The sequence below is a fragment of the Variovorax sp. RKNM96 genome (assembly GCF_017161115.1).
Classification (GTDB): Bacteria; Pseudomonadota; Gammaproteobacteria; order Burkholderiales; family Burkholderiaceae_C; genus Variovorax.
In genome coordinates this window covers 343,549-370,383 of record NZ_CP046508.1, presented here as the reverse complement: position 1 = coordinate 370,383, position 26,835 = coordinate 343,549, and the positions used below count along the sequence as shown (strand labels likewise).

Here is a 26,835-nt window from a genome sequence, read left to right as displayed (position 1 = left end):
ACATTTCTCCCTGTTCCCGGGCTGCGGGTGCATTCGCACAATGCGCCCCTCCATCATTTTTCGCGCCCCTTCATGAGCTCTCTTCAAATCATCCAGGACCACGACAAATGGCGCAAAGGCATCGGCGGCGCGCCTGCCGGGCTGGCGGGCGAAAGCGACGGCAATGCCTATGCCGGCCTCGACCTCAACCTGGTCACCTTCGCATCCAGCACGTTCAGCGGCAGCAGCTTCACCGCAACCACCTTCGTGGATGCGGTCTGGACTTCATGCCAATTCAGCGGCTGCGCGTTCAGCCGGTGCGACATGCAGCGGATCCACATCAGCGGCTGTTCCTTCGTCGGCTGTACCTTCGACGCATCGCAATTCAAGGCCAGCACCTTCAGGGGCTGCACGTTCACCCGGTGCAACTGGACCGCGCTGAATTTCGATGCCAGCCATTGGTCGCAAGTGAACCTGCTGACATGCAGCGGCCGGCAAGTGAGCGCCACCGACCTGCAAGGCGAACAGGTCGACTTCACGGGCAGCCGGTTCGAAGACATGCAGCTCACCAACGCGCGCATCAACTGACGGCGCACGGAGGTCGCGAAGCTAGGCGCCCATCCCCGCCAGCAATTGCGGCAGCAGGTCTTCCGAAGCGCCCCGCAACACCACCGTCGCCACGTCGTCCAGATGCGGCAGCGGCTCCAGGTTCAGCGTGACGAGCTGGCTGCCACGCGCCATCGCAAGCTCGGGCAGCTCGGCCGCCGGATAGACGATGGTCGTGCTGCCGACCACCATGAAGAGGTCCGACTCCTGCGCCGCCACCTGGGCCTCGAGCAGCACGCCGGGGTTGAGCATCTCGCCGAACATCACCACATCGGGCCGCGCATGCGAGCCGCAGCGCAGGCACCGGTGAAAGGGCCAGGGGCCGCTGCGGTTGCCGCAGTGGTCGCAGCGCCAGCGGCGCAGGGACCCATGGAGTTCAAGCACGTCGAGCCCGCCCGCCTGGGTCAGGAGACCGTCGACGTTCTGCGTGACGAGACGCGTCGCCGGACGCAGCCGCTGCAATTGCGCGAGCGCCCTGTGGCCCGGGTTGGGCGCGGCCGATTCGACGACCGACATGCGCTGGCCCCAGAACTTCGTGAAGCCCGCCGGGTCGCGCTTCAAGTCTTCGGCGTGCGAGAACTGCAGGGCGTTCTGGTTCTTCCAGAGGCCGTCCGCGTCGCGGTAGGTCGGGATGCCTGAGGCACGGGACAAACCGGCGCCCGAGAAGACGACGATGCGCCGGGCGTCGCGCAGCAGCGCGATGGCGGATGCCAGCGGGGAAGAAGAAGAGGTGGTGCCGGTTGCGTCGGGTCGCGTCATCGCTCTGTTTTTCGGATATCGGAAGGCCCGGCGGGCGCGCCGAGCCGCTGCGACACGGCGCCCGCGCAGGCCTTGAGTGCGCGCGAGAGCTCGCCGTCCCACGCGGTATTGAAGATGCCGGCCGGACCGATGGCGGTCACGGCGAGCACGATGGCGCCGGTGTGGTCGAACACCGGCGCGGCCATGGCGCTCACGCCCTCGATCACCTCGCCGTCGGAGCGGCTGATGCCGTGTTCGCGCACTTCCTTCAGCTGGCGCTCGAAGTCGCTCCACGACGGCAGCGGCTGCACGGGCGGCATGCCGGCGGGTGCCGCGGGCTCGGCGGCGGCGCCCTTGCGCGGCTTCTGGCGCTGGCGTTCTTCTTCGAGCAGTTGCCGCACTGCGTCGGCATCGAGGTAGGCCGCGAAGATGCGGCCCGAGGCTGTGTTGGTCAGCGAGAACACCGTGCCGTGCCGCATGTTCACATGCACCGGCGAGGGCGACTCGGCCGTGCGCACGATGGTCGCGCCGCGCGCGCCCCACACCGCCAGCGCCACCGTGTGCCCGATCTGCTGCGCCAGCGGGCTGAGCAGCGGGGTGGCGATGTGCACCGGGTCGGCCTGCTGCAGGCTGATGAGCCCCAGTTGCAAGGCCAGCGGACCGAGCAGATAGTGGCCGCTGGCGCGGTCCTGCTCGATGAGCCCCAGCCGCCCGAAGCTCACCATGTAGGGGTGGGCCTTGGCGGGCGTCATGTCGGCCTCGCGCGCCAGGTCCTTCAGCGCCATCGGCCGGCCGTGGTGCACCAGCGCACGCAGCAACTGGCCGCCGACCTCGATGCTCTGGATGCCGCGCTGGGCGGCGCGGTCGGTGTCGGGGGGGTCGCTGGTATCGCTGGAGTCCTTGGTCACAGGGCTGCCGATCGTTCGTTCATGAAGAAGGGATTAGACATTAACTGATCCGAGGCTTACACTGCGAAAATTCGTTATCCGCGAATTCGTTCGCCTTAAACGAATAACCATACATCCCCCACACACCGGAGACAACCCGATGAGCCAAGCCAAGAAGTTCGCCAGCCAGGCCGACATGGAAGAGAAGAAGATCACCTTCAGCCAGATCTCCGAGCACGCCTGGGCCTACACCGCCGAGGGCGACCCGAACACCGGCATCGTGATCGGCGACGACTGCGTGCTGGTCGCCGATACGCAAGCCACCCCCGCCATGGCCGCCGACGTGGTGCGCCGCATCCGCGAAGTGACCGACAAGCCCATCAAATATGTGGTGCTCACCCACTACCACGCGGTGCGCGTGCTGGGCGCGGCGGGCTACGGCGCCGAACACATCCTCGCGAGCCAGGACACCCGCGACCTGATCGTCGAGCGCGGCGAGGCCGACAAGGCCAGCGAAATCGGCCGCTTCCCGCGCCTCTTCCAGAACGTCGAGACCGTGCCCCCGGGCCTGACCTGGCCCACCCTGACCTTCACCGGCAAGATGACGCTGTGGCTCGGCAAGCTCGAGGTGCAGCTGATCCAGCTGGGCCGCGGCCACACCAAGGGCGACACGGTCGTCTGGCTGCCCGCGGAGCGGACGCTGCTCTCGGGCGACCTGGTCGAGTTCGGCGCCACGCCGTACGCCGGCGACGCCTACTTCCAGGACTGGCCGCAGACGCTGGACAACATCGCCGCCCTGAAGCCCGCCGCGCTGGTGCCGGGCCGGGGCGCCGCGCTCACCACGCCGGCCGAGGTGGCCGAGGGCCTCACGGGCACGCGCAACTTCATCTCCGATGTGTATGCGAGCGTGCAGGAAGGCGTGAAGGCCGGGCGCGACCTGAACACGGTCTACAAGGACACCTACGCGAAGCTCAAGCCCAAGTACAGCCAGTGGGTGATCTTCGACCACTGCATGCCGTTCGATGTGAGCCGGGCGTATGACGAGGCCTCGGGGCACGCCGATCCCCGCGTGTGGACGGCGCAGCGCGACATCGACATGTGGAAGGCGCTGGAAGGCTGAACCCGCATTGCTCCCTCCCCTTCCGGGGGAGGGTTGGGGTGGGGGCACGCGGCGCCCGCAATGAGCGCTGTCGGCCCCCATCCCAGCCTTCCCCCGGAAGGGGAAGGAGCAAGACAAAAGACACGGAGACAACACGTGATCGACTATCAAAGCCTGCGCTTCGACTACCAACGCCACGCTGACCAGGACGCAGCCGCACCCGCCCATCACCCCGTCGTGATCGTCGGCGCTGGCCCGGTCGGCCTCACGCTCGCCATCGACCTCGCGCTGCGCCAGGTGCCTGTGGTGCTGCTCGACAACGACAACACCCTCTCCAGCGGCTCGCGCGCGATCTGCTTTGCCAAGCGCTCGCTCGAAGTGTTCGACCGCCTCGGCTGCGGCGACCGCATGGTCGACAAGGGCGTGTCGTGGAGCGTGGGCAAGGTGTTCTTCCACGACGAGCAGGTCTACCGCTTCGACCTGCTGCCCGAGCCCGGCCATGAGCGACCGGCCTTCATCAACCTGCAGCAGTACTACGTCGAGGGCTACCTCGTGGAGCGCGCGGCGGCGCTGCCGCTGATCGACCTGCGCTGGAACAACAAGGTGACCGGCATCGCGCAGCGCGACGATGGCGCGGTGCTCACGGTCGAGACGCCCGAAGGCAGCTATCAACTGGCCGCCGGCTACGTCGCCGCCTGCGACGGCTCGCGCTCCAACCTGCGCCAGCTGCTTGGCCAGGAGGCCAAGGGCCGCACCTTCCGCGACCGCTTCCTGATCGCCGACATCACGATGGACGCACCGCTCCCCACCGAGCGCCGCTTCTGGTTCGACCCCTCGTTCCACCCGGGGCAGAGCGTGCTGCTGCACAAGCAGGCCGATGGCATGTGGCGCGTCGACTTCCAGCTTGGCTGGGACGCCGACCCGGTGGAAGAACGCAAGCCCGAGAACATCACGCCGCGCGTGCGCGCGCTGCTCGACAGCATCGGCTTTGCGGAGGTGCAGTTCCAGATCGGCTGGGCCAGCGTCTACACCTTCGCCTGCCAGCGCATGGAGCGCTTTCGCCACGGCCGCGTGCTGTTCGCGGGCGACTCGGCGCACGGCGTGTCGCCCTTCGGCGCGCGCGGCGCCAACTCGGGCGTGCAGGATGCGGACAACCTCGCGTGGAAGCTCGCCGCGGTGCTCAAGGGCGAGGCGCCCGATGCGCTACTCGACAGCTATGCGAGCGAGCGCGAATACGCGGCCGACGAGAACATCCGCCACTCCACGCGCGCAACCGACTTCATCACGCCCAAGAGCGAGGTGAGCCGCCTGTTCCGCGATGCGGTGCTGGCGTTGACGAAACGCCACGCCTTCGCGCGCACGCTGGTCAACAGCGGACGCCTCTCGGTGCCGGCGGTGCTGCGCGATTCGCCGCTCAACACGGCCGATGCCGATGCGTTCAAGGGCGCGATGGTGCCGGGCGCAGCCGCCGCCGATGCGCCGACCGTGCGGGCCGATGGTGGCATGGGCTGGCTGCTGCGCGAATGCCATGGGCAGCAGTTCACCGCACTGGTCTTCGGCGCTGGCGAGGCCGCCGAGCGCAGCGCAGAAGCGTTGAAGGGCAGCGACCGGCCGCTGCACATCGTTCGCGTGCAAGGCACGACGCCCGAAGGCGAACTCGCCACTCAGCGCTACGACGCGCAACCCGGTACCGTCTACCTCCTAAGGCCCGACCAGCACGTGTGCGCCCGCTGGCGGCAACCCACGGCGGCGAACATCCGTGCAGCCATCGACCGCGCACTGGCAAGGGCATGAACATGCAGCACCTGAACACCACGCCGAACCTCGAGGCGCCCGACGATTTCTACGAAGCGCTTATCGAAGCGCACCAGGGGCTTTCCACCGAAGAGAGCCACGCCTTCAACGCGCGCCTCGTGCTCGTGCTGGCCAATCACATCGGCTCGCTCGCCGTGCTGCGCGAGGCCTTCGAGGCTGCGCGCAGCAGCTAGGCGGCCCCACGCATCTCAACCTCATTGCGATTTTCGAAAGAGAACACCATGACCCCAGCTTCCGCCAACGACGACCGGCGCTACCTCGGCGGCTTCGGCAACGAATACGCCTCCGAGGCCGTCCCGGGCGCCCTGCCGCAGGGCCGCAACAACCCGCAGCGCGGGCCGTTCGACCTCTACACCGAGCTGCTCTCGGGCACCGCCTTCACCGCGCCGCGCCACGAGAACCGCCGCACCTGGCTGTACCGCCGGCAGCCTTCGGTGGTGTCGGGCCGCTACCAGCCGTACGTGCAAGCGCACTGGACTACCGGCGGCGACCGCGAGATCGCCCTGCCGCCCGAGCCGATGCGCTGGCACCCGATGCCGCTGGACGGCGCGGCCGAAGCGGATTTCATCGACGGCATGCACACCGTCGCGGCCAACGGCGATGCCGATTCGCAGGTCGGCGTGGCCTCGCTCATGTACCTGGCGGGCCGCTCGATGGAGCGCCGCGCCTTCGTCAACGCCGACGGCGAGATGCTGGTCGTGCCGCAACAAGGCCGTTTGGTCATAACGACCGAACTCGGCGTGCTCAACGTGAAGCCTGGCGAAATCGCGGTGCTGCCGCGCGGCATGGTCTTTAAGGTCGCATTGCCCGACGGTCTCTCGCGCGGCTACGTCTGCGAGAACTACGGCGCGCATTTCCGACTGCCCGAGCTGGGTCCGATCGGCTCGAACGGCCTGGCGAACGCGCGCGATTTCCAGGCGCCGGTGGCCGCCTTCGAGGAAGACGGCGGCGCCTACGAGCTGGTCAAGAAATTCGCCGGCCGCTTCTGGAAGGCGCCAACGAAACAGTCGCCCTTCAACGTGGTCGCCTGGCACGGCAACCTCGCGCCGGTGAAGTACGACACAGCGCACTTCATGGCGATCGGCTCGATCAGCTTCGACCATCCCGATCCGTCGATCTTCACCGTGCTGACGTCGCCCAGCGACACGCCCGGCACCGCGAACTGCGACTTCGTGATCTTCCCGCCGCGCTGGATGGTGATGGAGAACACCTTCCGTCCGCCGTGGTTCCACCGCAACCTCATGAGCGAGTTCATGGGGCTGGTGCTCGGCGAATACGACGCCAAGCCGGGCGGCTTCAAGCCCGGCGGTGCGAGCCTGCACAACTGCATGGTGCCGCACGGCCCGGACGAAGAAGCCTTCGACAAGGCGACGCATGCGGACCTCAAGCCGCACAAGCTGGACAACACGCTGGCCTTCATGTTCGAGAGCCGCTACCGCTTCATTCCGACCAACTTCGCGCTCAAGAGCCCGGCGCTCGACACGGACTACGCCGACTGCTGGGCGGGGCTGAAGGACCAGTTCAAGCCATGATGAAGAACGCCTTCGCTCTCACGCGCCGCGCGGCGGCTCTCGCACTGCTCGCTGCACCTTTGCTCACGCACGCCGCAGACTTTCCATCGAAGCCGATCCGCTTCATCGTGCCCTACACGCCCGGCGGCACCACCGACCTGGTGGCGCGCACGGTGGGCCAGAAGGTGTCGGAAAAGCTCGGCCAGCCGGTGCTCATCGACAACCGCGGCGGCGCGGGCGGCAACATCGGCATGGACGCCGTGGCCAAGGCCGCGCCCGACGGCTACACCATCGGCTTCGGCGCGATCTCGACCAATGCGTTGAACCCGCACATCTACAAGTCGATGGCCTTCGATCCACGCAAGGATTTCACCGCGATCAGCCTGCTGGGCACCTCGACCATCGTGCTCGAAGTGCCGGCGGTCTCGCCGATCAAGTCGGTGACTGACCTGATCGCCGCCGCGAAGAAGAACCCCGGCCTGCCCTACGCCACCGCGGGCGCGGGCACCTCGATGAACCTCGCCGGCGTGATGTTCGCGCAGATGACCGGCACCGAGCTCGTGCACGTCGCCTACAAGGGCAGCGGCCCGGCCATCACCGACATGCTGGGCAACAACATCGGCGTGATGTTCGACAACCTGCCGGCGTCGCTGCCGCACATCCAGGCGGGCAAGCTGCGTGCGCTGGCCGTCGCCGGGCCGACACGTTCGCCGTCATTGCCCGACGTGCCGACGATGGCCGAGGCGGGCCTGAAGGGCTATGCGCTCGATCCGTGGTTCGGCGTGTACGGGCCGGCGAACCTGCCGGCACCCGTCGTGAAGGCGCTGAACGAAGCTTTTGTCGAAGCGCTCGCTATGCCCGACGTGAAGGCCAAGCTGCAGCAGGCCGGCTTCTCGCCGCGCGGCTCGACCGCGCAGGAGCTGGCGACGCTCACGCAGACCGAATACCAGCGCCTCGGTGATGTGGCCAAGAAGGCCGGCATGACCGCAGACTGAACAGATCCACAGAAAGACATCCATGACCATCGCACTGAACGCCACCCACGACCCGAAGCTGCGCAGCTGGGTCGCCTCGGCCAACGAAGCCGGCACCGACTTCCCGATCCAGAACCTGCCGTTCGGCCGCTTCCGCAGCGCGGGCAGCAGCGAGGCTTTTCGCATCGGCGTCGCCATCGGCGACCAGGTGCTCGACCTGAAGGCTGCGGGCCTCGTCGACACCGACGACATGAACGCGCTGATGGGCGCGAGCGTGCAGGACCGCCGGGCCCTGCGCGCCGCGATTTCCGCGGGCCTCGCCGAAGGCAGCGACAAGCAGGCCGCATGGTCGAAGGCATTGCTGCCGCAGGCCAAGGCCGAGCTCACCGTGCCATGCCGCATCGGCGACTACACCGACTTCTACACGGGCATCCATCACGCGACCACCATCGGCAAGCTGTTCCGCCCCGACCAGCCGCTGATGCCCAACTACAAGTGGGTGCCGATCGGTTATCACGGCCGGGCGTCGTCCATCGGCGTGAGCGGCCAGGTCTTCAAGCGCCCGCAGGGCCAGACCAAGGCACCCGATGCCGCCGAGCCGAGCTTCGGCCCGTCCAAGCGCCTCGACTACGAGCTGGAGCTGGGCTTCCTCGTGGCCCGTGGCAATGCACTCGGCGAACCGATCGCCATCGGCGAGGCCGAAGACCACTTGTTCGGCGTGACGCTGCTCAACGACTGGTCGGCGCGCGACCTGCAGGCCTGGGAATACCAGCCGCTCGGCCCGTTCCTCGCGAAGAACTTCGCAAGCACGCTGTCGCCGTGGATCGTGACGATGGAGGCGCTGGCGCCGTTTCGCGCGAAGTTCGAGCGGCCCGCGGAAGACCCGCAGCCGCTGCCGTACCTCGACGCGCCGTCGAACCGCGAGGCCGGCGCGCTCGACATCACGCTCGAAGTGCTGCTGCAGACCGCGAAGATGCGCGCCGAAGGCGTGGCGCCCGCGCGCCTGACGCGCGGCAACACCACCGAGGCCGCCTACTGGACCGCCGCTCAGCTCATCACGCACCACACGGTGAACGGCTGCAACCTGCAGCCAGGCGACCTGCTGGGCTCGGGCACGCTCTCGGGGCCGAAGCCCGACGAAGCCGGCTCGCTGATGGAACTGACCTTGGGCGGAAAGCAGCAGATCACGCTGCCGAACGGCGAGAAGCGCACCTTCCTGGAAGACGGCGACACGCTGGTCATGCGCGGCTATTGCGAGCGCGCGGGGGCGGTGCGTATCGGGCTGGGTGAAGTCAGCGGCACGGTAGTCGCCTGAGGTCTGTGTGTTGTTCCCTCTCCCTCCGGGAGAGGGCTAGGGTGAGGGCAGTCGGCCTCACAACATCGTGCAGCCTCGATTGCCGCTCACCCTCTCCCCGAGGGGAGAGGGAGCAAGAGATCAGGGAGCAGTGGCAGGCGTCGTCGTCGCCACCGGCCACGCCACTTCGCTCGCCACGCGCGGCTTGCCCATCGGCGCGCCCGCCTTGCCGGTCTTGATGGCGGCCAAGTCGGCTTCGCTCGGGTACTGGTCCATCAGCCAGTAGTCGAACACCCGGCGCGCGATGGGCGCCGCGGCGCCGGCGCCCCAGCCGGCGTTCTCCACGATCACCGCGATGGCGATCTTCGGGTTGTTGACCGGCGCGAAGGCCATGAACAGCGCGTGGTCGCGCTGGTGCTCCTCGAGCGCGCGGGCGTTGTACTTGGTGTTCTGCGCCTGCGTCACCGCCTGCGCCGTGCCGGTCTTGCCGGCCGCCTGGTAGCCCGCGCCCGCGAACACGCTGCGCGCGGTGCCGCTGGTGACCACGCTGGTCAGGCCCTCGCGGACCACCGCCACATTGGCTGCGGTGAAGCCGAGGTTTTCAGCCGGCGGCTGCGGCAGCGGCACGACCTGCCCGCTCACCGTGTTGCGCGTGGCCAGCACGAGGTGCGGCTTGTGCTTGATGCCGCCGTCGGCCACGATGGCCGTGGCCTGCGCGAGCTGCAGCATGGTGAAGGCGTTGTAGCCCTGGCCGATGCCCAGCGAGATGGTCTCGCCCGCATACCACTTCTTCGCCTCGGGCCGCTTGTAGGCGTTGCGCTTCCACTCGGTGCTGGGCAGCACGCCGCGCACCTCGCCGCCCAGGTCGATGCCGGTGATCTGGCCGAAGCCCAGCGGCTTCATGAAGTCGTGGATCATGTCCACGCCCATCTCGTTGGCCAGCGAGTAGTAGTAGATGTTGCTCGACAGCTGGATCGAGCGCCGCATGTCGACACCGCCCAGGTTGCCTTCGGGACTGCCGAAGCGGTGGCCGCCGAAATTGAAGTAGCCCGGGTCGTTCACCACCACGCTGGCGCCGCGCTTGCCGGTTTGCAGCGCGGCCATGGCCATGAAGGGCTTGTAGGTCGAGCCGGGCGGATAGGTGCCGCGCAGCGCGCGGTTCAGGAGCGGCTTGTCGAGCGATTCGCTCAGCTCTTTCCAGCTCTCGGTGTCGATGCCTTCGACGAACAGGTTGGGGTCGAAGGTGGGCTTGCTCACGAAGGCCAGCACCTCGCCGGTCTTGGGGTCGATGGCCACCAGCGCGCCGCGGCGGTCGCCGAACATGTCTTCCACCAGCTTCTGCAGCTTGATGTCGAGCGACAGCATCACCGTGTTGCCGGGCGTGGCCGGGTGGCTGGCGAGCCGGCGGATGGCGCGCCCGCCGGCCGAGGTTTCCATCTGCTCCACGCCGGTCTGGCCGTGCAGCGTCTTCTCGTAGCTCTGCTCGATGCCGAGCTTGCCGATGTAGTCGGTGCCCTTGTAGTTGGCCTGTTCCTCTTCTTCCCAGTCTTCCATCGCGGTCTTCTCGCGCTGGTTGATGCGGCCGATGTAGCCGAGCACATGCGAGCCGGTTTCGCCGTTCGGGTAGTTGCGGAACAGGCGCGCCTTGATCTCCACGCCCGGGAAGCGGTAGCGCTGCGCCGCGAAGCGCGCCACCTCCTCGTCGCTCAGGCGGGTGCGGATCGGGATGGAGTCGAAGCTGCGCGAGTCTTCGCGCAGGCGCTTGAAGCGGCGGCGGTCGCGTGGCGAGACTTCGAGCACCTGCGTGAGGTTGTCGATGGTCTCCTCGACATCGTTCACCTTCGAGGGCGTGATCTCCAGCGTGTAGGCCGAGTAGTTCGAGGCCAGCACGATGCCGTTGCGGTCGAGGATCAGGCCCCGATTGGGCACCACCGGCACGATGGCCGTGCGGTTGCTCTCGGCCTGCTCGGCCAGGTCTTCATGCCGCGTGACCTGCAGGTACACCAGCCGCGCGCTCAGCAGGCTGAATGCGAACAGCACCGCGAGGCCGATCACGATCACGCGGCGCTTGAAGCGCGCGAGGTCGGCGGCGACGTTGCGGATTTCGGTCATGGCGGTGGGAGCTTAGGCGCGTGCTAGTGCAAGTCAAGTGCAGTGGCGAATGCGGGAGGGCTCGGCTTAGAGGGGGCGGTTCTCGTCCGGTTCCGGAGTGCGGCGCTGGGGGGCGAGCAACAGTGCGCTCGCCAGAGGCCACAGCGCAGCCTCCACGCCCGGCGAGATCAGCACCGTCCAGCCCGGGAACACGCCGCCGCCGATCATCCGTGTGATGACCTCGATCAGCTGCGACAACGCAAAGAGCGGCAGCACCTGCAGCGCCTGCGACAGCACCGGATACCAGAGCAGCCGCCGGTGGATGGTGATCGCGAAGAAGCCCAGCGTCGTGTAGGAGAGCGCATGCTGGCCCAGCATCGAGGCCTGGTGCACGTCCATGCACAGGCCGAACACGAAGGCCGCGCCGATGCCCACGCGCGAAGGCTGGTGCACGCCCCAGAACACGATCACCAGCGCCAGCAGGTCGGGCATCCAGGCGGCACGGCCGATGGGGATCATGTTGACCAGGAGCGCCACGATGAGGCTGGTCCACATGAAGAGCGGGCTGACGGGCAGCAACAGCTGCTGCTGGCCGGGACGCTTGATCATCGGCCGCCTCCTGCGCCTGCGGATGCCGCGGGCTTTTTCTCGTTCTTGCCGGCGCCGGGCTTGCCCTCGGGGCGCTTGCGCTGCGTGGTCGCCGGCGCGGCGGGCGGCGGCGCGGTCGGGGCGCCGGTAGGCTCGAGCACCAGCACATAGCGCGCGGCGGTCACGCTGGCGAGCGGCAGGCAGTAGATGCGGGCGAAGGCCGAATCGGCGCGGCGGTCGATGCGCTCGATCTTCGCGACCGGCAGGCCCGCCGGGTAGATGCCGTCGACGCCGCTGGTGGAGAGCAGGTCGCCCACCTGCAGGTCGGCGTTGGCGCCCATGAAGCGCAGCTCCAGGCCGCCGCCGTGCGCCGAGGCATCGCCGAAGGCCACGCTGCGCACGCCCGTACGGGTGTTCTGCACGGGAATGGCCAGGTCGCGGTCGATCACCAGCGTGACCTCGCTCGTGAAGGGCAGCACCTGCGTGACCTGGCCGAGCACGCCGTGCGCGTCGATCACCGGCGAGCCGGCCGCCACGCCTTGCGCGAGGCCCTGGTCGATGACGATCTTGCGGGTGTAGGGGTCGGCCGCGTCGTAGAGCACCTCGGCCGCACGGCCCGGCGTGGTGGTGGTCTGGCGCAGTTCGAGCAGCTCGCGCAGCCGCGCGTTGTCCTGCGCCAGCGTGTCGGCCTGGCTCGCGCGCTGGGCCTGCATCATCAGCGCCTTGCGGGCGTCGGCTTCGTTGCGCTGGGCGGTCTGCAGGTCTTCGAGGTAGCGCCCGCCGCCCATCATGATCTGCACCGGCTTGAGCGCCACCCATTGCACCGGGTAGAGCACCGCGCCGAGGGTCGCGCGGATCGGCTGCACGATATGAAAGCGTGCATCGGCCACCATGAGGAACAGGGAGAGCGCGCCGAAGAAGATCAGCTTGCTGAGTGCCGACTGTCCCTGGTTGAACAGGGGTGGCGCTGTGCGATCGAGCGTGCCCAGAGGCATGAATTCAGACCCGGCGGTGGTGCGGAATCAAATAACAAAAAGCCGGCCCATGCAAGCAGAGGCCGGCCGATGATGGCTTTCGCCTTTTACTCGCTCGTGAAGATGCTGCCCAGACGGTCCATGCGTTCCAGCGCGATACCGCAGCCGCGCACCACGCAGGTCAGCGGGTCTTCGGCCACGAGCACCGGCAGGCCCGTTTCCTCGGCCAGCAGGCGATCGAGGTCGCGCAGGAGCGCGCCGCCGCCGGTGAGCATCATGCCGCGGTCGGCAATGTCGGCGCCCAGTTCGGGCGGCGTCTGCTCCAGCGCGTTCTTCACGGCCGAGACGATGTTGTTGAGCGGATCGGTCAGGGCTTCCAGCACTTCGTTGCTGCTGATGGTGAAGCTGCGCGGCACGCCTTCGGAGAGGTTGCGGCCCTTGACTTCCATTTCCTTGACTTCGGAGCCCGGGAAGGCCGAGCCGATGGTCTTCTTGATGACTTCGGCCGTCGGCTCGCCGATCAGCATGCCGTAGTTGCGGCGGATGTAGTTGATGATGGCTTCGTCGAAGCGGTCGCCGCCCACGCGGACCGAGCCCTTGTAGACCATGCCGCCCAGCGAGATGACGCCCACCTCGGTGGTGCCGCCGCCGATGTCCACCACCATCGAGCCCGAGGCTTCGCTGACGGGCAGGCCCGCGCCGATGGCTGCGGCCATGGGTTCTTCGATGAGATACACGGAGGTGGCGCCGGCGGCTTCGGCCGCGTCCTTGATGGCGCGGCGCTCGACCTGGGTCGAGCCGCAGGGCACGCAGATGATGATGCGCGGGCTCGGGGTGAGCAGCGTACGCGGATGCACCATCTTGATGAACTGCTTGATCATCTGCTCGGTGATCACGAAGTCGGCAATGACGCCGTCCTTCATCGGGCGGATCGCCTCGATGTTGCCGGGCACCTTGCCCAGCATGGCCTTGGCCTCGCGGCCGACGGCCTGGATCACCTTCTTGCCGTGCGGGCCGCCTTCGTGGCGGATCGCGACGACGGAGGGCTCGTCCAGCACGATGCCCTTGTTGCGGGCGAATATCAGGGTGTTGGCGGTGCCGAGGTCGATCGCAAGGTCGGTGGAAAAGTACCGACGGAAAGCTCCAAACATGTGCGGAATCCTCTGAGCACGGCCTGCGCATCGGCAGGTCGTCGCTCTATTTTTGGGTCGTTTGACGGGGTGAATTGATCGTTTTTGGCGCAAAAGCCGGCGCGTTCGCGGGGGTTGCGGCAAAGGCGGGATAATACCCGAATCCCCTCTGATTCCCGTGTTAGCACCCTCTTCGGCGTGCGATTACCTTCGGTTTTTTGACCGGTCCGACCCATGTCCCTTGACGCTTCAGATATCGCACGCATCGCCTCCCTGGCGCGGCTGCAGCTTGCTTCCGACGAAAGCGAGCGCATGCTCAGCCAGATCAATGGCTTCTTTGACCTGGTCGAACGCATGCGTTCGGTCGACACCGCGGGCATCGAGCCCCTGGCCCATCCGGTGGCCGCCATCGAGGACATCACGCTGCGCCTGCGCGACGATGTCGTGAGCGAACCCAACAACCGCGAAGCCAACCAGAAAAGCGCTCCGGCCGTCGAAGCCGGCCTCTTCCTCGTGCCCAAGGTGATCGAGCAATGAGCGGCGAACAACTGCACCAGATGGGCGTGGTCGCCCTGGCCAGGGCTTTGGCCGATCGCAAGGTCTCGGCCGTCGAGGCCTCGCAGGCATTCCTCGGCCGCATGAAGGCCCACGAATCGCTCGGCACCTTCGTCGACGTCAACGAAGAAGTCACGCTGGCGCAGGCCCGCAAGGCCGACGCGCTGCTCGCCGCCGGCAATGCTCCGGCGCTGGCCGGCGTGCCGATCGCGCACAAGGACATCTTCGTCACCACCGATTTCGCCACCACCGCCGGCTCGAAGATGCTCGCGGGCTATCGCTCGCCCTTCGACGCCACCGTGGTGCGCCGCCTGGCCGAAGCCGGCGCGGTCACGCTCGGCAAGCTGAGCTGCGACGAGTTCGCGATGGGCTCGGCCAACGAGAACGTCGCCGTGCCCGCCGTGGGCCACGACACGGCTGTGCCCGTTCAGAACCCGTGGAACCGCGAGCGCATTCCGGGTGGCTCCTCGGGCGCCAGCGCGGCGGTCGTTGCTGCACGCCTGGCCCCCGCGGCCACCGGCACCGACACCGGCGGCTCGATCCGCCAGCCCGCGTCGTTCTGCGGCGTGACCGGCATCAAGCCGACCTACGGCCGTGCCTCGCGCTACGGCATGGTGGCTTTCGCATCGAGCCTCGACCAGGCCGGCCCGATGGCCCGCTCGGCCGAAGACTGCGCGCTGCTGCTGTCGGCCTTCTGCGGCCCCGATCTCGACCGCGATTCGACCTCCATCGACAAGCCCGCCGAAGACTTCGGCCGCTCGCTCAACGATTCGCTCGAAGGCCTGCGCATCGGCGTGCCGAAGGAGTTCTTCGGCGAAGGCGTGGCACCCGGCGTGCGCGCCGCGATCGACGCCGCGCTCGCGCAGTACGAGAAGCTTGGCGCGAAGCGCGTCGAGGTCTCGCTGCCGCGCACCGAGCTGTCGATTCCCGTGTACTACATCCTGGCCGCGGCCGAAGCATCGAGCAACTTGAGCCGCTTCGACGGCGTGAAGTTCGGCCACCGCGCGAAGCAGTACAAGGACCTGTCCGACATGTACGAGAAGACGCGCGCCGAGGGCTTCGGCGACGAAGTGAAGCGCCGCATCATGATCGGCACCTACGTGCTCTCGCACGGCTACTACGACGCGTACTACCTGCAGGCGCAGAAGGTGCGCCGCATGATCGCCGACGACTTCCAGCAGGCGCTCAAGCAATGCGACGTGATCGCCGGCCCCGCCGCGCCGACCACCGCTTGGAAGATCGGCGAACACGGCGACGACCCGGTGGCCGACTACCTCGCCGACATCTTCACGCTGCCCGCATCGCTCGCAGGCCTGCCCGGCATGAGCGTGCCCGCGGGCTTCGACGGCGGCATGCCCGTGGGCCTGCAGCTGATCGGCAACTACTTCGGCGAAGCCAAGCTGCTGAGCGCAGCGCACCGCTTCCAACAAGCCACCGACTGGCACACGCGCACGCCGGAGGGCTTCTGAAATGAGCGAGACCGTGAACACCTTCGAAGCACAGCAACAAGGCCGCCCGACCGGCCCGCTGGTGCGCGGCTATGAAGTCATCATCGGCTTCGAGACGCATGCGCAACTGTCGACCGCGAGCAAGATCTTCAGCCGTGCCTCCACCGCCTTCGGCGCCGAGCCGAACACACAGGCCTGCGCGGTGGACCTGGCGCTTCCCGGCACGCTGCCGGTGATGAACAAGGGCGCGGTCGAACGCGCCATCAAGCTGGGCCTGGCGCTCGGTTCGCACGTCGCGCCGCGCAGCGTGTTCGCGCGCAAGAACTACTTCTATCCCGACCTGCCCAAGGGCTACCAGATCAGCCAGTTCGAGATCCCGGTCGTGCAGGGCGGCTCGGTGTCGTTCTTCCTCGGCGAAGAAAAGAAGACCGTGCGCCTCGTGCGCGCCCACCTCGAGGAAGACGCGGGCAAGTCGCTGCACGAGGACTTCATCGGCCAGAGCGGCATCGACCTGAACCGCGCCGGCACGCCGCTCCTGGAAATCGTGACCGAGCCCGACATGCGCTCCACCGCGGAGGCCGTGGCCTATGCGAAGGAGCTGCACAAGATCGTGACGTGGATCGGCATCTGCGACGGCAACATGCAGGAAGGCAGTTTCCGCTGCGACGCCAACGTGTCGGTGCGCAAGCCCGGCGACAAGCTCGGCACGCGGCGCGAGATCAAGAACCTCAACAGCTTCAAGTTCATGCAGCAGGCGATCGACTACGAGATCCGCTGGCAGATCGAGGAGATCGAAGACGGCCGCGAGATCGAGCAGGCCACCGTGCTGTTCAACCCCGACACCGGCGAGACGCGCGCGATGCGCGCCAAGGAAGACTCGGCCGACTACCGCTACTTCCCCGACCCGGACCTGCCGCCACTGGTGATCGCGGCCGACTGGATCGAGCGCGTGCGCAGCGAGATGCCCGAGCTGCCGCGTGCAATGGCCGATCGCTATGTGAGCGACCACGGCCTGTCGGAATACGACGCGGCGCAGCTCACGCAGAGCCTCGCGCTCGCGCACTACTTCGACGATGCGGTGAAAGCCGGCGCCACGCCGAAGCTCGCGAGCAACTGGATCACCGGCGAGATGGCGCGCCGCCTCAACGCACAGGAAATCGGCATCGAGGCCGCGCCGGTCAGCGCGCTGCAACTGGGCCAGTTGATCAAGCGCATCGCCGACGGCACGCTGCCGAACAACGCAGCGCGCCAGGTGTTCGATGCACTCTGGACCGGCGAAGGCAGCAACGTGGACGCGATCATCGAAGCCAAGGACCTGAAGCCGATGGCCGACACCGGCGCGCTCGATGCGATCCTTGACGAAGTCATCGCCAAGAACGCGAAGAACGTCGAGGAATACCGTGGCGGCAAGGAGAAGGCACTGAACGGCCTCGTGGGTCAGGTGATGAAGGCCAGCGGCGGCAAGGCCAACCCGGCACAAGTCACCGAACTGCTGAAAGCCAAGCTGGGCTGATCGATCGAATCCCGGGGCCATCTCGGCCCCGGCAGATTCAGCGCGGCGCTGGTGCTCCGGCGGTTGCTGCGCTCGGGGCGGGCCCCCAGAGCGGCTTCAACCGCGCACGCTCTTCGTCGAAGCGCGCATTCACCCGCTTCTTCTCATCTTCCTGCTCGGCGATGAAGCGGTTCTGCACCGCCACGCTCTGCGTGTTGTCCTCGAGCTTGCGACGCGTGGCGCCCGGCGCCTTGCTCGTGTCCTTCTTGTAGAACTCGAGTTCCTCGTCGATCTTCTTGCGGTCTTCGCCCAGTTCGGCGATGCGCTTCTGCGCCGCCTGGATCACCGCATCGACCTGCGACAGCGCCTCGTTGCGCTCGCGGTCATGCGAGGCGGCGCTCGGATAGCGCACCAGCAGCGCACGCTCGCGGCGGCGCTCGTCGGTGATGCGGGCCGCTTGAACAGCGGCTTCGCGCGCGCGGTCCTCGCGCTCGGCCATCTCGCGCGCCGAATACGTGGGTTCGATCTTGCGGCGCGTGAGGCCGCTGGGGCTCAGCTCGCGCTGTTCGCGGTCGCTGCAAGCAGGGATCGGGCGGTCCGCCGTGAGCGTGCGGCCGTGCGCATCGGTACAGGTGTAGATGCTGCCGGCGGGGACATCCTTGCCCTGCTGCGCATGTGCAGCGCCGAAGGAAGACAAGGCGGCCAGGAAAAACGATGCCACCGCCAGCAGGCGGTTGGGCTTGCCGTGATCGCGTGTGCGCATCGTTGCCGGTCCTCAGTTGGCGCCGTAGCGCGTGCGGTAGGCCAGCACGCGCTCGCGATGCGCGCCCAGGTCGGCGGCGGCGTCGCCCGAGAGGTAGCTCAGCAGGTCGTCCAGCGTGGCGATGGCGATCACCGAGAGGCCCAGCTGGTTGCGCACGTACTGCACGGCGCTGTGGTCCACGTCGACACCGTTCTCGGTGGCCTTTTCCTGCCGGTCGAGCGCGATGGCCACGGCATGCGGCGTGGCGCCGGCGGCTTCGATCGCGGCGATCGACTCGCGCACCGCGGTGCCGGCGGACATCACGTCATCGACGATCAGCACGCGGCCCTTGAGCGGCGCGCCCACCAGGTTGCCGCCCTCGCCGTGCGCCTTGGCTTCCTTGCGGTTGTAGGCAAAGGGGTAGTTGCGGCCGCGCCGGGCCAGCTCGGCCGCCACCGTGGCGCCCAGCGGGATGCCCTTGTAGGCGGGGCCGAAGATCATGTCGAATTCGAGGCCGCTCTCGATGAGCCGGTCTGCATAGAATCCCGCGAGCCGCGCGATCTTGGCGCCGTCGTCGAAGAGCCCCGAATTGAAGAAGTAGGGGCTCATCCGGCCGGCCTTGGTCTTGAACTCGCCGAAGCGAAGCACGCCGGCGTCGAGCGCAAACTGAACGAAGTCCTGCGCCACCGCGCTGCTTTTTTCACCATCTACAGCCATTGGAAATTCCTTGTGTTCAAACTGACCAGTCTCAATCTCAATGGCCTGCGTTCGGCCGCCACCAAGGGCGTTGCCGACTGGGTTGCCGAATCGGCGCCGGATTGTATTTGCATGCAGGAGATCCGAGTTCAGGCGAGCGACATCGAGGGCCGCTTCGAGGAAATGGCGGGGCTCAAGGGACACTTCCATTTTGCCGAGAAAAAGGGCTACGCAGGTACAGCTATTTACACAAAACACATCCCGACGCATGTAGTGGTGGGTTGGGGCGACACCGAGTTCGATGCAGAAGGCCGTTACCTGGAGCTGCGCTTTGACACGCCGAAACGAAAGTTCTCGGTCATCAGCTGCTACTTTCCGAGCGGCAGTTCGGGCGAGGAACGGCAGCAGGCCAAGTTCCGCTTCCTCAAGGGCTTCTTTCCGTACCTCGTCGCGCTCAAGAAGGAGCGTGAGTTCGTGCTGTGCGGCGACATCAACATCGCCCATAAAGAGATCGACCTCAAGAACTGGCGCGGCAACCAGAAGAACAGCGGCTTCCTCCCCGAGGAACGCGCCTGGATGACGAAACTGCTGGACGCCGGCGCCGAGGGCGCGGGCCTGGTGGACGTCTACCGCATGCTCAAGCCCGACACCACCGCCGAGGCCTACACCTGGTGGAGCAACCGCGGCCAGGCCTACGCGAACAACGTGGGATGGCGGCTCGACTACCACCTGGCCACGCCGAAGACCGCCGCGCTCGCGCGCACCGAAGAGATCTACAAGACCATCAAGTTCAGCGACCACGCGCCGATCACGGTGGACTACGACTTCACGCTCTGAGCTTGCGAGGCGGGCTGCCTAGCAACAGCCGCCCATCATCTGCCCGCGGCGATAGAACGGCCCGAGGTCGTCCGCCAGCGCCCTGACGGTGTCGCGCCACGAGGTGGCCCCGGCATGGTCTGCAGCCAGAGCGCTGCGCATGCGCGCCAGCAGTTCGGCGCGCAATGCGGGCTCATCGACTCCCTGCACGCGGCCCGCATCGACCACCAGGCGCCCGCCGACCAGCACTTTGGCGATGTGGCCACCGTTGGCACGCGCGAGGAGCAGATCGAGCGGATCGGTATCGGCGAACAGTGCGTCGTCGTCGAGCGCGTCCCAGTCCAGCAACACGAGGTCGGCCGTGGCGCCGGGCGCAATGCGCCCACCCGAGGCCAGGCCACCTCGCATGCCACGCACGCTGCGCGGGCCGTTGCGCGATGCGAAGGCCCAGAGCGCTTCGCGCGTCATCGTGGTGTCGTAGCCCCAGCCGCGATGCAGCGAATACGCCAGCCGCATCTCGCGCAATGCATCGTCGTCTTCGTCGAAGGCCATGCCGTCCAGGCCCATGGCGATGCGACAGCCATGCTTCAACATGTCGGGCACCGGCGCGATGCCCGACTTGAGCCCGAGGTTGGAACTCGTGTTGACCGCGATGGTCGCGCCACGCTCGGCGATCAGCGCCAGGTCCTCGGGCCGGGCCCAGGCGCAGTGCGCGAGCGTGAGGCGCGGCGTCAGGAGGCCGATGTCGTCCAGAAAGCGGACGATGCCGCCGGGGTGATTGGCATCGGCCCAGTCGCGCTGGTAGCGCGTCTCGAGCAGGTGCATGTGAACCGGGCGGCCCGTGTCGGCCGATGCCTGCGCAATCGCCTCGAGCAGCGGCGTGCTGCACCACTGCACCGCGGTCGGGCCGTACTGCACGGTCACGTGCTCGCCGTGGCCACTCTCGTCCACCATGCGTGCCACCTCGTCGACCAGCGCGAGCTGCTGCGCAGGCGCCACCGGTTTCACCGCGAGCCGCCCGGCGACCGCATCGCGGATGCCCGGGCGCAGCGCCGCGAGCACGTTCGCGTCGTCGCAGTAGGCAATGCCGTGGCGGTCGCGCATCGCGATGGCGAAGCCGATGCGCACGCCGACATCGCGCGCCGCGCGCGCCACCGCCTCGGCTTCGTCGACATAGGCCATGCCGCCCTGCACGCGCGTGTAGTGAACCATCAGGTTCGCGACACCATGCCGCACCGAACGCGCGAACGAGGTCGCCGCGCAAAGGTAGGGGTCCATGCCCGGCACCACCCCCAGGAACGGCAACCAGCTCTCGAGCGGCTGGCCGAAGGCGCCGAGCGTGGCGCTGCGAAAGGTGCGTGCATGGTCGTGCGCATTGGCCAGCGCCGGCACCGCGAGCAGGCGCGGCCCACCGGCACTACCGCCTTCGTTGGCCAGCGGAACGATCGAGCGGATGCGGTCGCCCTCCAGCGTGATGCGTACATCGGACTGCGCAGGCTGCGCGCCGGGATCGGCCAGCAGCCATGCGCAGTCGAGCGGGCCGTCGTGCATCGGAGCGGGCATGGCGTTTCTTTCGTCGTCGGGTTGCGTATGTCTGTCCCTGGGCCTACGGCGCGGCGATTTTGCGCTCCGCCAGCGGAGGCAGGAAGCGCCGGTCGAAGACCTCGCCAGCCGCAGGTGCGCTCGCCAGCTCGAACGCCTCCATGACCTGCCCGATGGCGCGCGCCATGCGCGCATCGCTCACATCGCCCATGCCGTTGGCTGCGACCTCGGGCGTCAGCATCACGGTGCGAAGCGTGTAGAGCAGGCGCCGTTTCTCCAGCGCCGCGTTGAGCAGCGGCTCGCGCTTCATCAGCGCGGCAATCGCCGCATCGGGGTCGGCCACGGTGTCGCGCAATCCCCTGTTGATGGCGCGCACGAGCCCGGCCACGGCCTGCGGCTTGTCCTTCAGGAACTGGCGGGACACCAGCACGCCGTTGCCGTACAGGTCGACGCCGTGGTCGCCGTAGTGAAACCAGCGGATGTCCTTGTCCGGGTCCACGCCCTGCGCCACCAGGTTCATGTAGCTCGTCACGGAGAACACGGCCGAGCCTTCGACATGGTCCTTGAGCATCATCTGTTCCTGCAGGTTGGGCGCCATGTTCGTCCACTTGACCTTGCTCGCGTCCACGCCGTTGCTGGCCGCCATCAGCGGGAACATGCGCAATGCCGCGCCACCGGCCGGCGAGCCCAGCGTGCGGCCCTGCAGGTCCTTCAGCGTCCTGATGGGGCTGCCGGACTTGACGATGAGGGCGAAGGGCGCGCGGTTGTAGATCATGTAGACCATCACAGGCGCGGCGCCGGGCCTGGCGGCCCCGTTCTGCACGATCGCATTGACGTCGCCGAAGCCCGCGTCGTAGGCGCCGGCCATCACCTTGGTCACGGTGGCCGCGGAGCCGTCGCCCTGGTCGATCGTTACCGCGAGCTTCTCGGCCGCGAAGTAGCCCCGGTCTTCGGCCAGGTAATACCAGGCGTGGATGCCCTGCAGCTTCCAGTCGAGGACGAACTTGATGGGCGTGAGCGGCTGCGCGCGCGATTCGCGCACCGGAAGCGCCGCGAGCGATGCGCCCAATGCGGCGGACACCGCGACGACCGCCGCGCGGCGGGACACTGGAGAGGACATGCGAGGCTTTCGTGGGTTGAAAATCAGATGGCTTCGAAGAGAACGTCCTGCGCGCCTTCCCACAGCACCTTGGTGCCGAGCGCGCGCAACTGGTCCCGCCCTTCGACGATGGTGAGGAAGTGGTTGCCCGCGAGCGTGCCCATCTTGCTGGCGAAGCTGCAGGCGCCGTAGGCCAGGATGATCTCGGTCTCGCTGTAGCCGCCGGGGTAGAACAGGATGTCGCCCACCGAGGGGTGGCTGGTGTGGTTCTCGAAGCCCACGCCCAGCTGGAAATCGCCCATCGGCACCCAGCAGCCTTCGCCGCTCCAGCGCACGTGGATCAATTTCTGGCGATAAGGCAACAGCTTGCGAAAGGCCGCCACGGTGAGCGGTGCGTCGAGGTGCATCTGCGCCACGAAGCGCAGGCCACCGGCGGTGATCTGGATGAGATCGTTCATGACGTTCATGCCATCGCCATGTCGGTCTTGCGCTGGGCCCAGCCCGTCGTGCGCCGCTCGACCAGCGAAGAGATGGCATACAGCGCCACGCCCATCGCCGCGAGCAGGAAGAGCCCGGCGAACACCATCGGCACGTCGAAGTTGCCGCTGGCAATCATCATCACCGTGCCGATGCCCTGGTTGGCTGCAACGGTTTCGCTCAGCACCGTGCCCACGAAAGCGAGCGTGATCGCGATCTTGAGCGAGGCGAAAAGATAAGGCAGCGCGCGCGGCAGCCCCACGTTCCACAGGATGTCGCGCTTCCTCGCGCCGAGCACGCGCAGCACGTCTTCCAGCTCGGGCTCGGTGCTCGCGAGGCCGGTGGCCACGTTCACCACCACCGGGAAGACGCTGATCACCATCGAGGTCAGGATCGCCGGCACGGTGCCCGCGCCGAACCACACCACGAAGAGCGGCACCACCGCCACCTTCGGAATGCTGGAGAAACCCACCAGCAGCGGATAGGTCACGTCGTAGGCCAGCTTCGACGAGCCGATCACCACGCCGATGACGATGCCCGCGCCTACCCCCAGCACGAAGCCGGCCAGCGTGGTGTAGAGCGTCTGCACGGTGTGCGGCCACAGGAGCGGCATCTTCTGGAAGAGCACCAGAGCGATCTGGCTCGGGCGCGGCAGGATCAGGTCGGACACGCCGAAAGCCAGGCAGACCACCTCCCACAGCACGAAGAAGCCGACCAGTGCGCCCGCGGACAGCAGGCGTTGCCGGGTGAGCGGCGCGATCATGCGGCCACCTCTTCAAGCGCGTGCGCCTGTGTCGGTGCCAATGCCGGTGCAGCCGGCACGGCATCGCTCTCGCGACGCGCCTCGGCGATGCGCATGCGCAGCTGTTGCACCAGGCGCGCGAACTCGGGCGCGTAGCTGCTCTCCAGCGTGCGCGGCCGCGCGAAGCCCACCTCGCGCGTTTCGAGAATGCGCCCCGGCCGCGCACTCATCACGCAGATGCGGTTGGCCAGGTAGGCGGATTCGCGCAGGTCGTGCGTTACCAGCAGCACGGTCGGCCGCTTGGCGATCCACAGCGTCTGCATGATGTCCCACAGTTCTTCGCGCGTGAACTGGTCGAGCGCGCCGAAGGGCTCATCGAGCAGCAGCAGCTCGGGCTCGTGCACCAGCGCCCGACACAGCGAGGCGCGCTGCAGCATGCCGCCCGACAGCTGCCACGGCCGCTTGTCGCCGAAGCCCTTGAGGCCCACCTGGGCGAGCAACGCGTCGGCGCGTTCGGCGTATTCGCCGCGCTTCTTGCTGCGGTAGTGCTGCCGGAAGGGCTCGACGATCTTGAGCGGGATCATCACGTTCTCGCGGATCGTGAGCCACGGCAGCATGGTCGGGTTCTGGAAGGCCAGGCCGATGCGAAGACGCGGCGCCGGCGACGCATGCGCGCCCGCCGCAACCACGGTGCCCGCCGCGCCCACCTCGCGCCCGCCGGCGATCACCGCACCCGCGCTCGGCCGCAGCAGGCCCGCCACCAGCTTCAGGATGGTCGACTTGCCGCAGCCGCTCGGGCCCACGAGCGCGACGAAGTCGCCCTTGTCGATGTCCAGCGTCGTGCGGTCCAGGGCGATGGTGCCGCCGCCGTAGCGCAGCATCACGTCGGACAGTTGGATGAATGCGTTGCCCATGAGGTCTTTCAAGAAGAAGAAAAAGCCGTGTCGTCGTCCATCCGCAGGATCGCGGCCACCGGCCCACCGCCCGCGGGCCCCTGGTGCTCGGCGCCGCCGGACACATACAGCGCGGTGTGGCCGGCCACCGAAGCCAGCACACCGCCCACCACGGCGCGCGCATGGCGGGTCGAGTGGATGTCGGAGTCGTTGAGCATCGTGTGACGGGCCTCGCGCACGCGGCCGTCCGGGCTGGCCTCGGCCTTCGCGAGCAGGTTCACGAGACGCGCGGACAGCGCCTGCGCATCGCGCTCCGCGTCGAGGCCGAAGGCATTGCGCAGCAATGCACGGACGCTCTCGGCGTCGATCGCATCGCGCATCACCGCGTGGGCGATGCGGAACCCGGATGCGCTGCCCTCCGCCTCGCCAAGCACGATGACGACGTTGCCCTCCAGCTCGATGCCGGCCGACGCCGAGGCGCGCGCGGAGAACAGCCGCCAGTCACTCATCACGCTGGCGTCGCTGATCTCGCTGCGTGCGACTTCACCGAGCGCGACCGCCACGCCGAGCGCCGACGCACCGCGCGAATAGCCCATCGATTCGTAGCTGTCGTGGGTGGCCGGCGCCGCGCCGCGCGCCAGCGCCGTCGACACCTTGGCCGAGGTGAGCAGCGGACACTTGACCTGCACGAAGTGCACGTCGTCCGCGCTGCGGATGCCGGCATCGCGCATGGCCTCGGCGACGGCTTCGGCGGTGGCGTCGATCTGCGCGGCGCGGCCCATTTCTTCCGGCAGGAAGTCGCGCGTCTGCGCGATGCCGACCACCAGGCGCTTGCCCTGGACGGCGGATGCAGCGGACACCCAGCGCCGCGCGAACACGGTGAAGTGCGGCGACAGCACACCCTCGGTGCCGCCCGACATCACCAGCGCCACGCGCCCGTGCACCGCTTCGGGCGTGCAGCCAAGCGCGGGGGCGAGCAGATGGCACCACGCCGTCGATGCGTACTCGCGCGTGAAGTCGTTGACGCAGCCGTTGCCTTCGGTCTTGCCCATCACCGCCACGATGTCGGCCGCGACGATCTCGCCCGCATCGATCAGCGCCTTCACGCCACCCAGGTCTCCCGGTCCGCTGCACGGAATGCGCCAGACCTGCACCTGCTGCACGCGCGCGGTGCTCATGCCGCGTCCCAGTCCACCGTGCCTGCCGGCACGGCCGTCGCGGGCACGCCGGGCGGCGTCTGCAGGATCGCGCTGCTGTAGTGCTCGGTGTTGCGCGGCTTGGGAGCGGGCATTTTCTGCACGCCCTTCACCGACCGCCCCCAACCGACCGCATCGGTCACCAGCTTGCCCTCGCGCATCACGAAGCGCCCGCGCAGCAGCGTGTGCAGCGGGTAGCCCTGCACCGCGCGGCCGTTCCACGGCGAGATCTTGCTGATGCTCTGCAGCTTGTTCTGCGACAGCGTGCCCGAGCGCTGCATGTCGACGATCGCGATGTCGGCGTGCGCGCCGGGTGCGATCACGCCCTTGGTGCCGTACAGGCCCCAGGCCTTGGCCGGGTTCACCGCGCTCCAGCGCACGTAGTCCATCAGGGTGGCGCGCGCGCGATTCACCTCGGTCAGCATCAGCGGCATCTGGGTTTCGACGCCCGGAAAGCCGCAGTCGCAGTCCCAGATGCTCTCGCGGGTTTTCTCCTCCGGCGTGTGCGGCGCGTGGTCGGTGGCGATCATGTCGAGCGTGCCGTCCATCAGCGCGTCCCACAGCGGCTGGTTGTGGCGCGCCTCGCGGATGGGCGGGTTGAGCCGCATCACGCCGCCCAGCTTGAGCATGTGGCCGGTGTTCAGCAGCAGGTACTGCGGGCAGGTCTCGGCCGTCACGTCGACGCCGCGGCGCTTGGCCTCGCGCAGCAGGAACAGCGAATCGGCCGCGCTGTGGTGCGCGATGTGCACGCGCGCGCCGGTCCATTCGGCCAGCGTGAGCACGCGGCCGATGGCCTCGATCTCGGCCACGGCCGGCCGCGCGGCCAGGTGGGCCATGGCATCGATGCGGCCGGCCGCCTGCATCTTCTTCTGGCGGCGCTGCAGGATCGACGAGTTCTCCGCATGCACCACCGTGCGGATGCCCAGCGGCGCGAGCGTCTCGAACCCTTCGAGCAGCGCACCGTCGGTGGGCGCGGGCAGGTTGCCGAAGGTGTTGCCGACGAAGGCCTTGAAGCTGGTGACGCCCGCATCGAGCAGTTCCTCGAGTCGATCGACCGTGTCGTCGCCCAGCAGGCCGTGGATGCCGAAGTCGCAGTACGACGACTCGGCCGCCTTCTGCTTGATGCGCAGCGCCTCGACGGTGCCGGTCGACGGGTTGGTGTTGGGCATCTCGAACACGGTGGTCACGCCGCCCATGGCGGCAGCGGCCGAGCCGGTCTTCCAGGTTTCCTTGTTCGGGTAGCCCGGGTCGCGAAAGTGCACGTGGCTGTCGATGGCGCCCGGCAGCAGGTACAGCCCGTCGGCGCGCATCTCCTCTCGTGCGGGGGGCATGGTGTCGTCATGGCCGACGGCCACGATGTGCTCGCCGGCAATGGCCACGCTGGCTTCGATGATCTGGTCCGCGGAAACGACGCGCGCGCCGCGAATGACGAGGTTGACTTCTTTCATCGT

Annotated in this window: 26 protein-coding genes; 11 read left to right on the top strand and 15 right to left on the bottom strand. The window is 67.9% G+C overall.

What is annotated here, in order from left to right:
* Positions 1–72 precede the first annotated feature (72 nt).
* A complete protein-coding gene (locus GNX71_RS01730) occupies positions 73–567 on the top strand; it encodes a pentapeptide repeat-containing protein (RefSeq protein WP_206176728.1) in 495 nt (164 codons plus the stop codon).
* Positions 568–588: 21 nt separating this feature from the next.
* On the opposite strand, the gene GNX71_RS01725 is transcribed toward GNX71_RS01730, so the two are convergent.
* Both GNX71_RS01725 and GNX71_RS01720 read right to left on the bottom strand, forming a co-directional pair.
* A complete protein-coding gene (locus tag GNX71_RS01725; protein ID WP_206176727.1) occupies positions 589–1,344 on the bottom strand; it encodes a Sir2 family NAD-dependent protein deacetylase in 756 nt (251 codons plus the stop codon).
* Positions 1,341–2,231, bottom strand: coding sequence for an IclR family transcriptional regulator (locus GNX71_RS01720; RefSeq protein ID WP_206176726.1), 891 nt, complete (start codon positions 2,229–2,231; stop codon positions 1,341–1,343). Before GNX71_RS01720 ends, GNX71_RS01725 begins: the two co-directional genes overlap by 4 nt.
* Positions 2,232–2,370: 139 nt before the next feature.
* On the opposite strand from GNX71_RS01720, the gene GNX71_RS01715 reads away from it, so the two are divergent.
* From GNX71_RS01715 to fahA, 6 genes are all read left to right on the top strand, one after another.
* Positions 2,371–3,330, top strand: coding sequence for an MBL fold metallo-hydrolase (locus GNX71_RS01715; protein ID WP_206176725.1), 960 nt, complete (start codon positions 2,371–2,373; stop codon positions 3,328–3,330).
* Positions 3,331–3,465: 135 nt separating this feature from the next.
* Positions 3,466–5,103 carry an FAD-dependent oxidoreductase gene (locus GNX71_RS01710; protein WP_206176724.1) on the top strand — a complete coding sequence of 546 codons (1,638 nt, stop codon included), beginning with the start codon at positions 3,466–3,468 and terminating at the stop codon, positions 5,101–5,103.
* A gap of 2 nt (positions 5,104–5,105) precedes the next feature.
* On the top strand, positions 5,106–5,297 hold the full coding sequence (locus GNX71_RS01705; RefSeq protein WP_206176723.1) for a DUF2783 domain-containing protein: 192 nt from the start codon (positions 5,106–5,108) through the stop codon (positions 5,295–5,297).
* Between the two features lie 48 nt (positions 5,298–5,345).
* Complete coding sequence (hmgA, locus tag GNX71_RS01700; protein ID WP_206176722.1) at positions 5,346–6,656, top strand: homogentisate 1,2-dioxygenase; 1,311 nt, start codon at positions 5,346–5,348, stop codon at positions 6,654–6,656.
* Complete coding sequence (locus GNX71_RS01695; protein ID WP_206179312.1) at positions 6,656–7,630, top strand: tripartite tricarboxylate transporter substrate binding protein; 975 nt, start codon at positions 6,656–6,658, stop codon at positions 7,628–7,630. The genes hmgA and GNX71_RS01695 overlap by 1 nt, the downstream gene beginning before the upstream one ends.
* 22 nt (positions 7,631–7,652) lie before the next feature.
* Complete coding sequence (gene fahA, locus GNX71_RS01690) at positions 7,653–8,924, top strand: fumarylacetoacetase (RefSeq protein ID WP_206176721.1); 1,272 nt, start codon at positions 7,653–7,655, stop codon at positions 8,922–8,924.
* Between the two features lie 120 nt (positions 8,925–9,044).
* On the opposite strand, the gene mrdA is transcribed toward fahA, so the two are convergent.
* The 4 genes from mrdA to GNX71_RS01670 all read right to left on the bottom strand — a co-directional run bounded on the left by mrdA (position 9,045) and on the right by GNX71_RS01670 (position 13,707).
* Complete coding sequence (mrdA, locus tag GNX71_RS01685; RefSeq protein ID WP_206176720.1) at positions 9,045–11,015, bottom strand: penicillin-binding protein 2; 1,971 nt, start codon at positions 11,013–11,015, stop codon at positions 9,045–9,047.
* Positions 11,016–11,081: 66 nt separating this feature from the next.
* The gene (gene mreD / locus GNX71_RS01680; protein ID WP_198786979.1) at positions 11,082–11,603 is read right to left on the bottom strand and encodes a rod shape-determining protein MreD; all 522 of its coding nucleotides are present in this window, start codon (positions 11,601–11,603) and stop codon (positions 11,082–11,084) included.
* Entirely contained in the window at positions 11,600–12,577 is a 978-nt protein-coding gene (gene mreC, locus GNX71_RS01675) for a rod shape-determining protein MreC (protein WP_206176719.1), read from the bottom strand. Before mreC ends, mreD begins: the two co-directional genes overlap by 4 nt.
* Before the next feature lie 86 nt (positions 12,578–12,663).
* Entirely contained in the window at positions 12,664–13,707 is a 1,044-nt protein-coding gene (locus tag GNX71_RS01670; RefSeq protein ID WP_013538761.1) for a rod shape-determining protein, read from the bottom strand.
* A 213-nt stretch (positions 13,708–13,920) separates the two neighbouring features.
* Between GNX71_RS01670 and gatC the strand changes: the two genes are divergently transcribed.
* From gatC to gatB, 3 genes are read left to right on the top strand one after another with little or no spacing between them, the layout of a single operon-like run.
* Positions 13,921–14,223: an Asp-tRNA(Asn)/Glu-tRNA(Gln) amidotransferase subunit GatC gene (gene gatC, locus GNX71_RS01665; RefSeq protein WP_206176718.1), complete on the top strand. Its 303-nt coding sequence runs from the start codon at positions 13,921–13,923 to the stop codon at positions 14,221–14,223.
* Positions 14,220–15,710, top strand: coding sequence for an Asp-tRNA(Asn)/Glu-tRNA(Gln) amidotransferase subunit GatA (gene gatA / locus GNX71_RS01660; RefSeq protein ID WP_206176717.1), 1,491 nt, complete (start codon positions 14,220–14,222; stop codon positions 15,708–15,710). The genes gatC and gatA overlap by 4 nt, the downstream gene beginning before the upstream one ends.
* 1 nt (position 15,711) lies before the next feature.
* Entirely contained in the window at positions 15,712–17,202 is a 1,491-nt protein-coding gene (gene gatB / locus GNX71_RS01655) for an Asp-tRNA(Asn)/Glu-tRNA(Gln) amidotransferase subunit GatB (RefSeq protein WP_206176716.1), read from the top strand.
* Positions 17,203–17,239: 37 nt separating this feature from the next.
* Here gatB and GNX71_RS01650 read toward each other — a convergent pair whose 3' ends face one another.
* Both GNX71_RS01650 and pyrE read right to left on the bottom strand, forming a co-directional pair.
* Positions 17,240–17,944 (bottom strand): DUF4124 domain-containing protein, encoded by a 705-nt coding sequence (locus tag GNX71_RS01650; RefSeq protein ID WP_206176715.1) that lies wholly within the window; start codon positions 17,942–17,944, stop codon positions 17,240–17,242.
* 12 nt (positions 17,945–17,956) lie between these two features.
* Positions 17,957–18,640, bottom strand: coding sequence for an orotate phosphoribosyltransferase (gene pyrE / locus GNX71_RS01645; protein WP_206176714.1), 684 nt, complete (start codon positions 18,638–18,640; stop codon positions 17,957–17,959).
* Positions 18,641–18,652: 12 nt separating this feature from the next.
* Between pyrE and GNX71_RS01640 the strand changes: the two genes are divergently transcribed.
* Positions 18,653–19,456, top strand: coding sequence for an exodeoxyribonuclease III (locus GNX71_RS01640; RefSeq protein ID WP_206176713.1), 804 nt, complete (start codon positions 18,653–18,655; stop codon positions 19,454–19,456).
* A gap of 18 nt (positions 19,457–19,474) precedes the next feature.
* Here GNX71_RS01640 and GNX71_RS01635 read toward each other — a convergent pair whose 3' ends face one another.
* From GNX71_RS01635 to allB, 7 genes are read right to left on the bottom strand one after another with little or no spacing between them, the layout of a single operon-like run.
* Positions 19,475–20,998: an amidohydrolase family protein gene (locus GNX71_RS01635; protein WP_241027130.1), complete on the bottom strand. Its 1,524-nt coding sequence runs from the start codon at positions 20,996–20,998 to the stop codon at positions 19,475–19,477.
* Between the two features lie 43 nt (positions 20,999–21,041).
* On the bottom strand, positions 21,042–22,097 hold the full coding sequence (locus tag GNX71_RS01630; RefSeq protein ID WP_206176712.1) for an ABC transporter substrate-binding protein: 1,056 nt from the start codon (positions 22,095–22,097) through the stop codon (positions 21,042–21,044).
* 23 nt (positions 22,098–22,120) lie between these two features.
* Complete coding sequence (locus tag GNX71_RS01625; RefSeq protein WP_206176711.1) at positions 22,121–22,534, bottom strand: DUF3830 family protein; 414 nt, start codon at positions 22,532–22,534, stop codon at positions 22,121–22,123.
* 5 nt (positions 22,535–22,539) lie between these two features.
* The gene (locus GNX71_RS01620; RefSeq protein WP_206176710.1) at positions 22,540–23,316 is read right to left on the bottom strand and encodes an ABC transporter permease; all 777 of its coding nucleotides are present in this window, start codon (positions 23,314–23,316) and stop codon (positions 22,540–22,542) included.
* On the bottom strand, positions 23,313–24,209 hold the full coding sequence (locus GNX71_RS01615) for an ABC transporter ATP-binding protein (RefSeq protein WP_206176709.1): 897 nt from the start codon (positions 24,207–24,209) through the stop codon (positions 23,313–23,315). The genes GNX71_RS01620 and GNX71_RS01615 overlap by 4 nt, the downstream gene beginning before the upstream one ends.
* Positions 24,210–24,217: 8 nt before the next feature.
* A complete protein-coding gene (locus GNX71_RS01610; protein WP_277401881.1) occupies positions 24,218–25,366 on the bottom strand; it encodes a ring-opening amidohydrolase in 1,149 nt (382 codons plus the stop codon).
* Positions 25,363–26,832, bottom strand: a complete 1,470-nt coding sequence (gene allB, locus GNX71_RS01605; protein WP_206176708.1) for an allantoinase AllB — start codon at positions 26,830–26,832, stop codon at positions 25,363–25,365. Before allB ends, GNX71_RS01610 begins: the two co-directional genes overlap by 4 nt.
* Positions 26,833–26,835 lie beyond the last annotated feature (3 nt).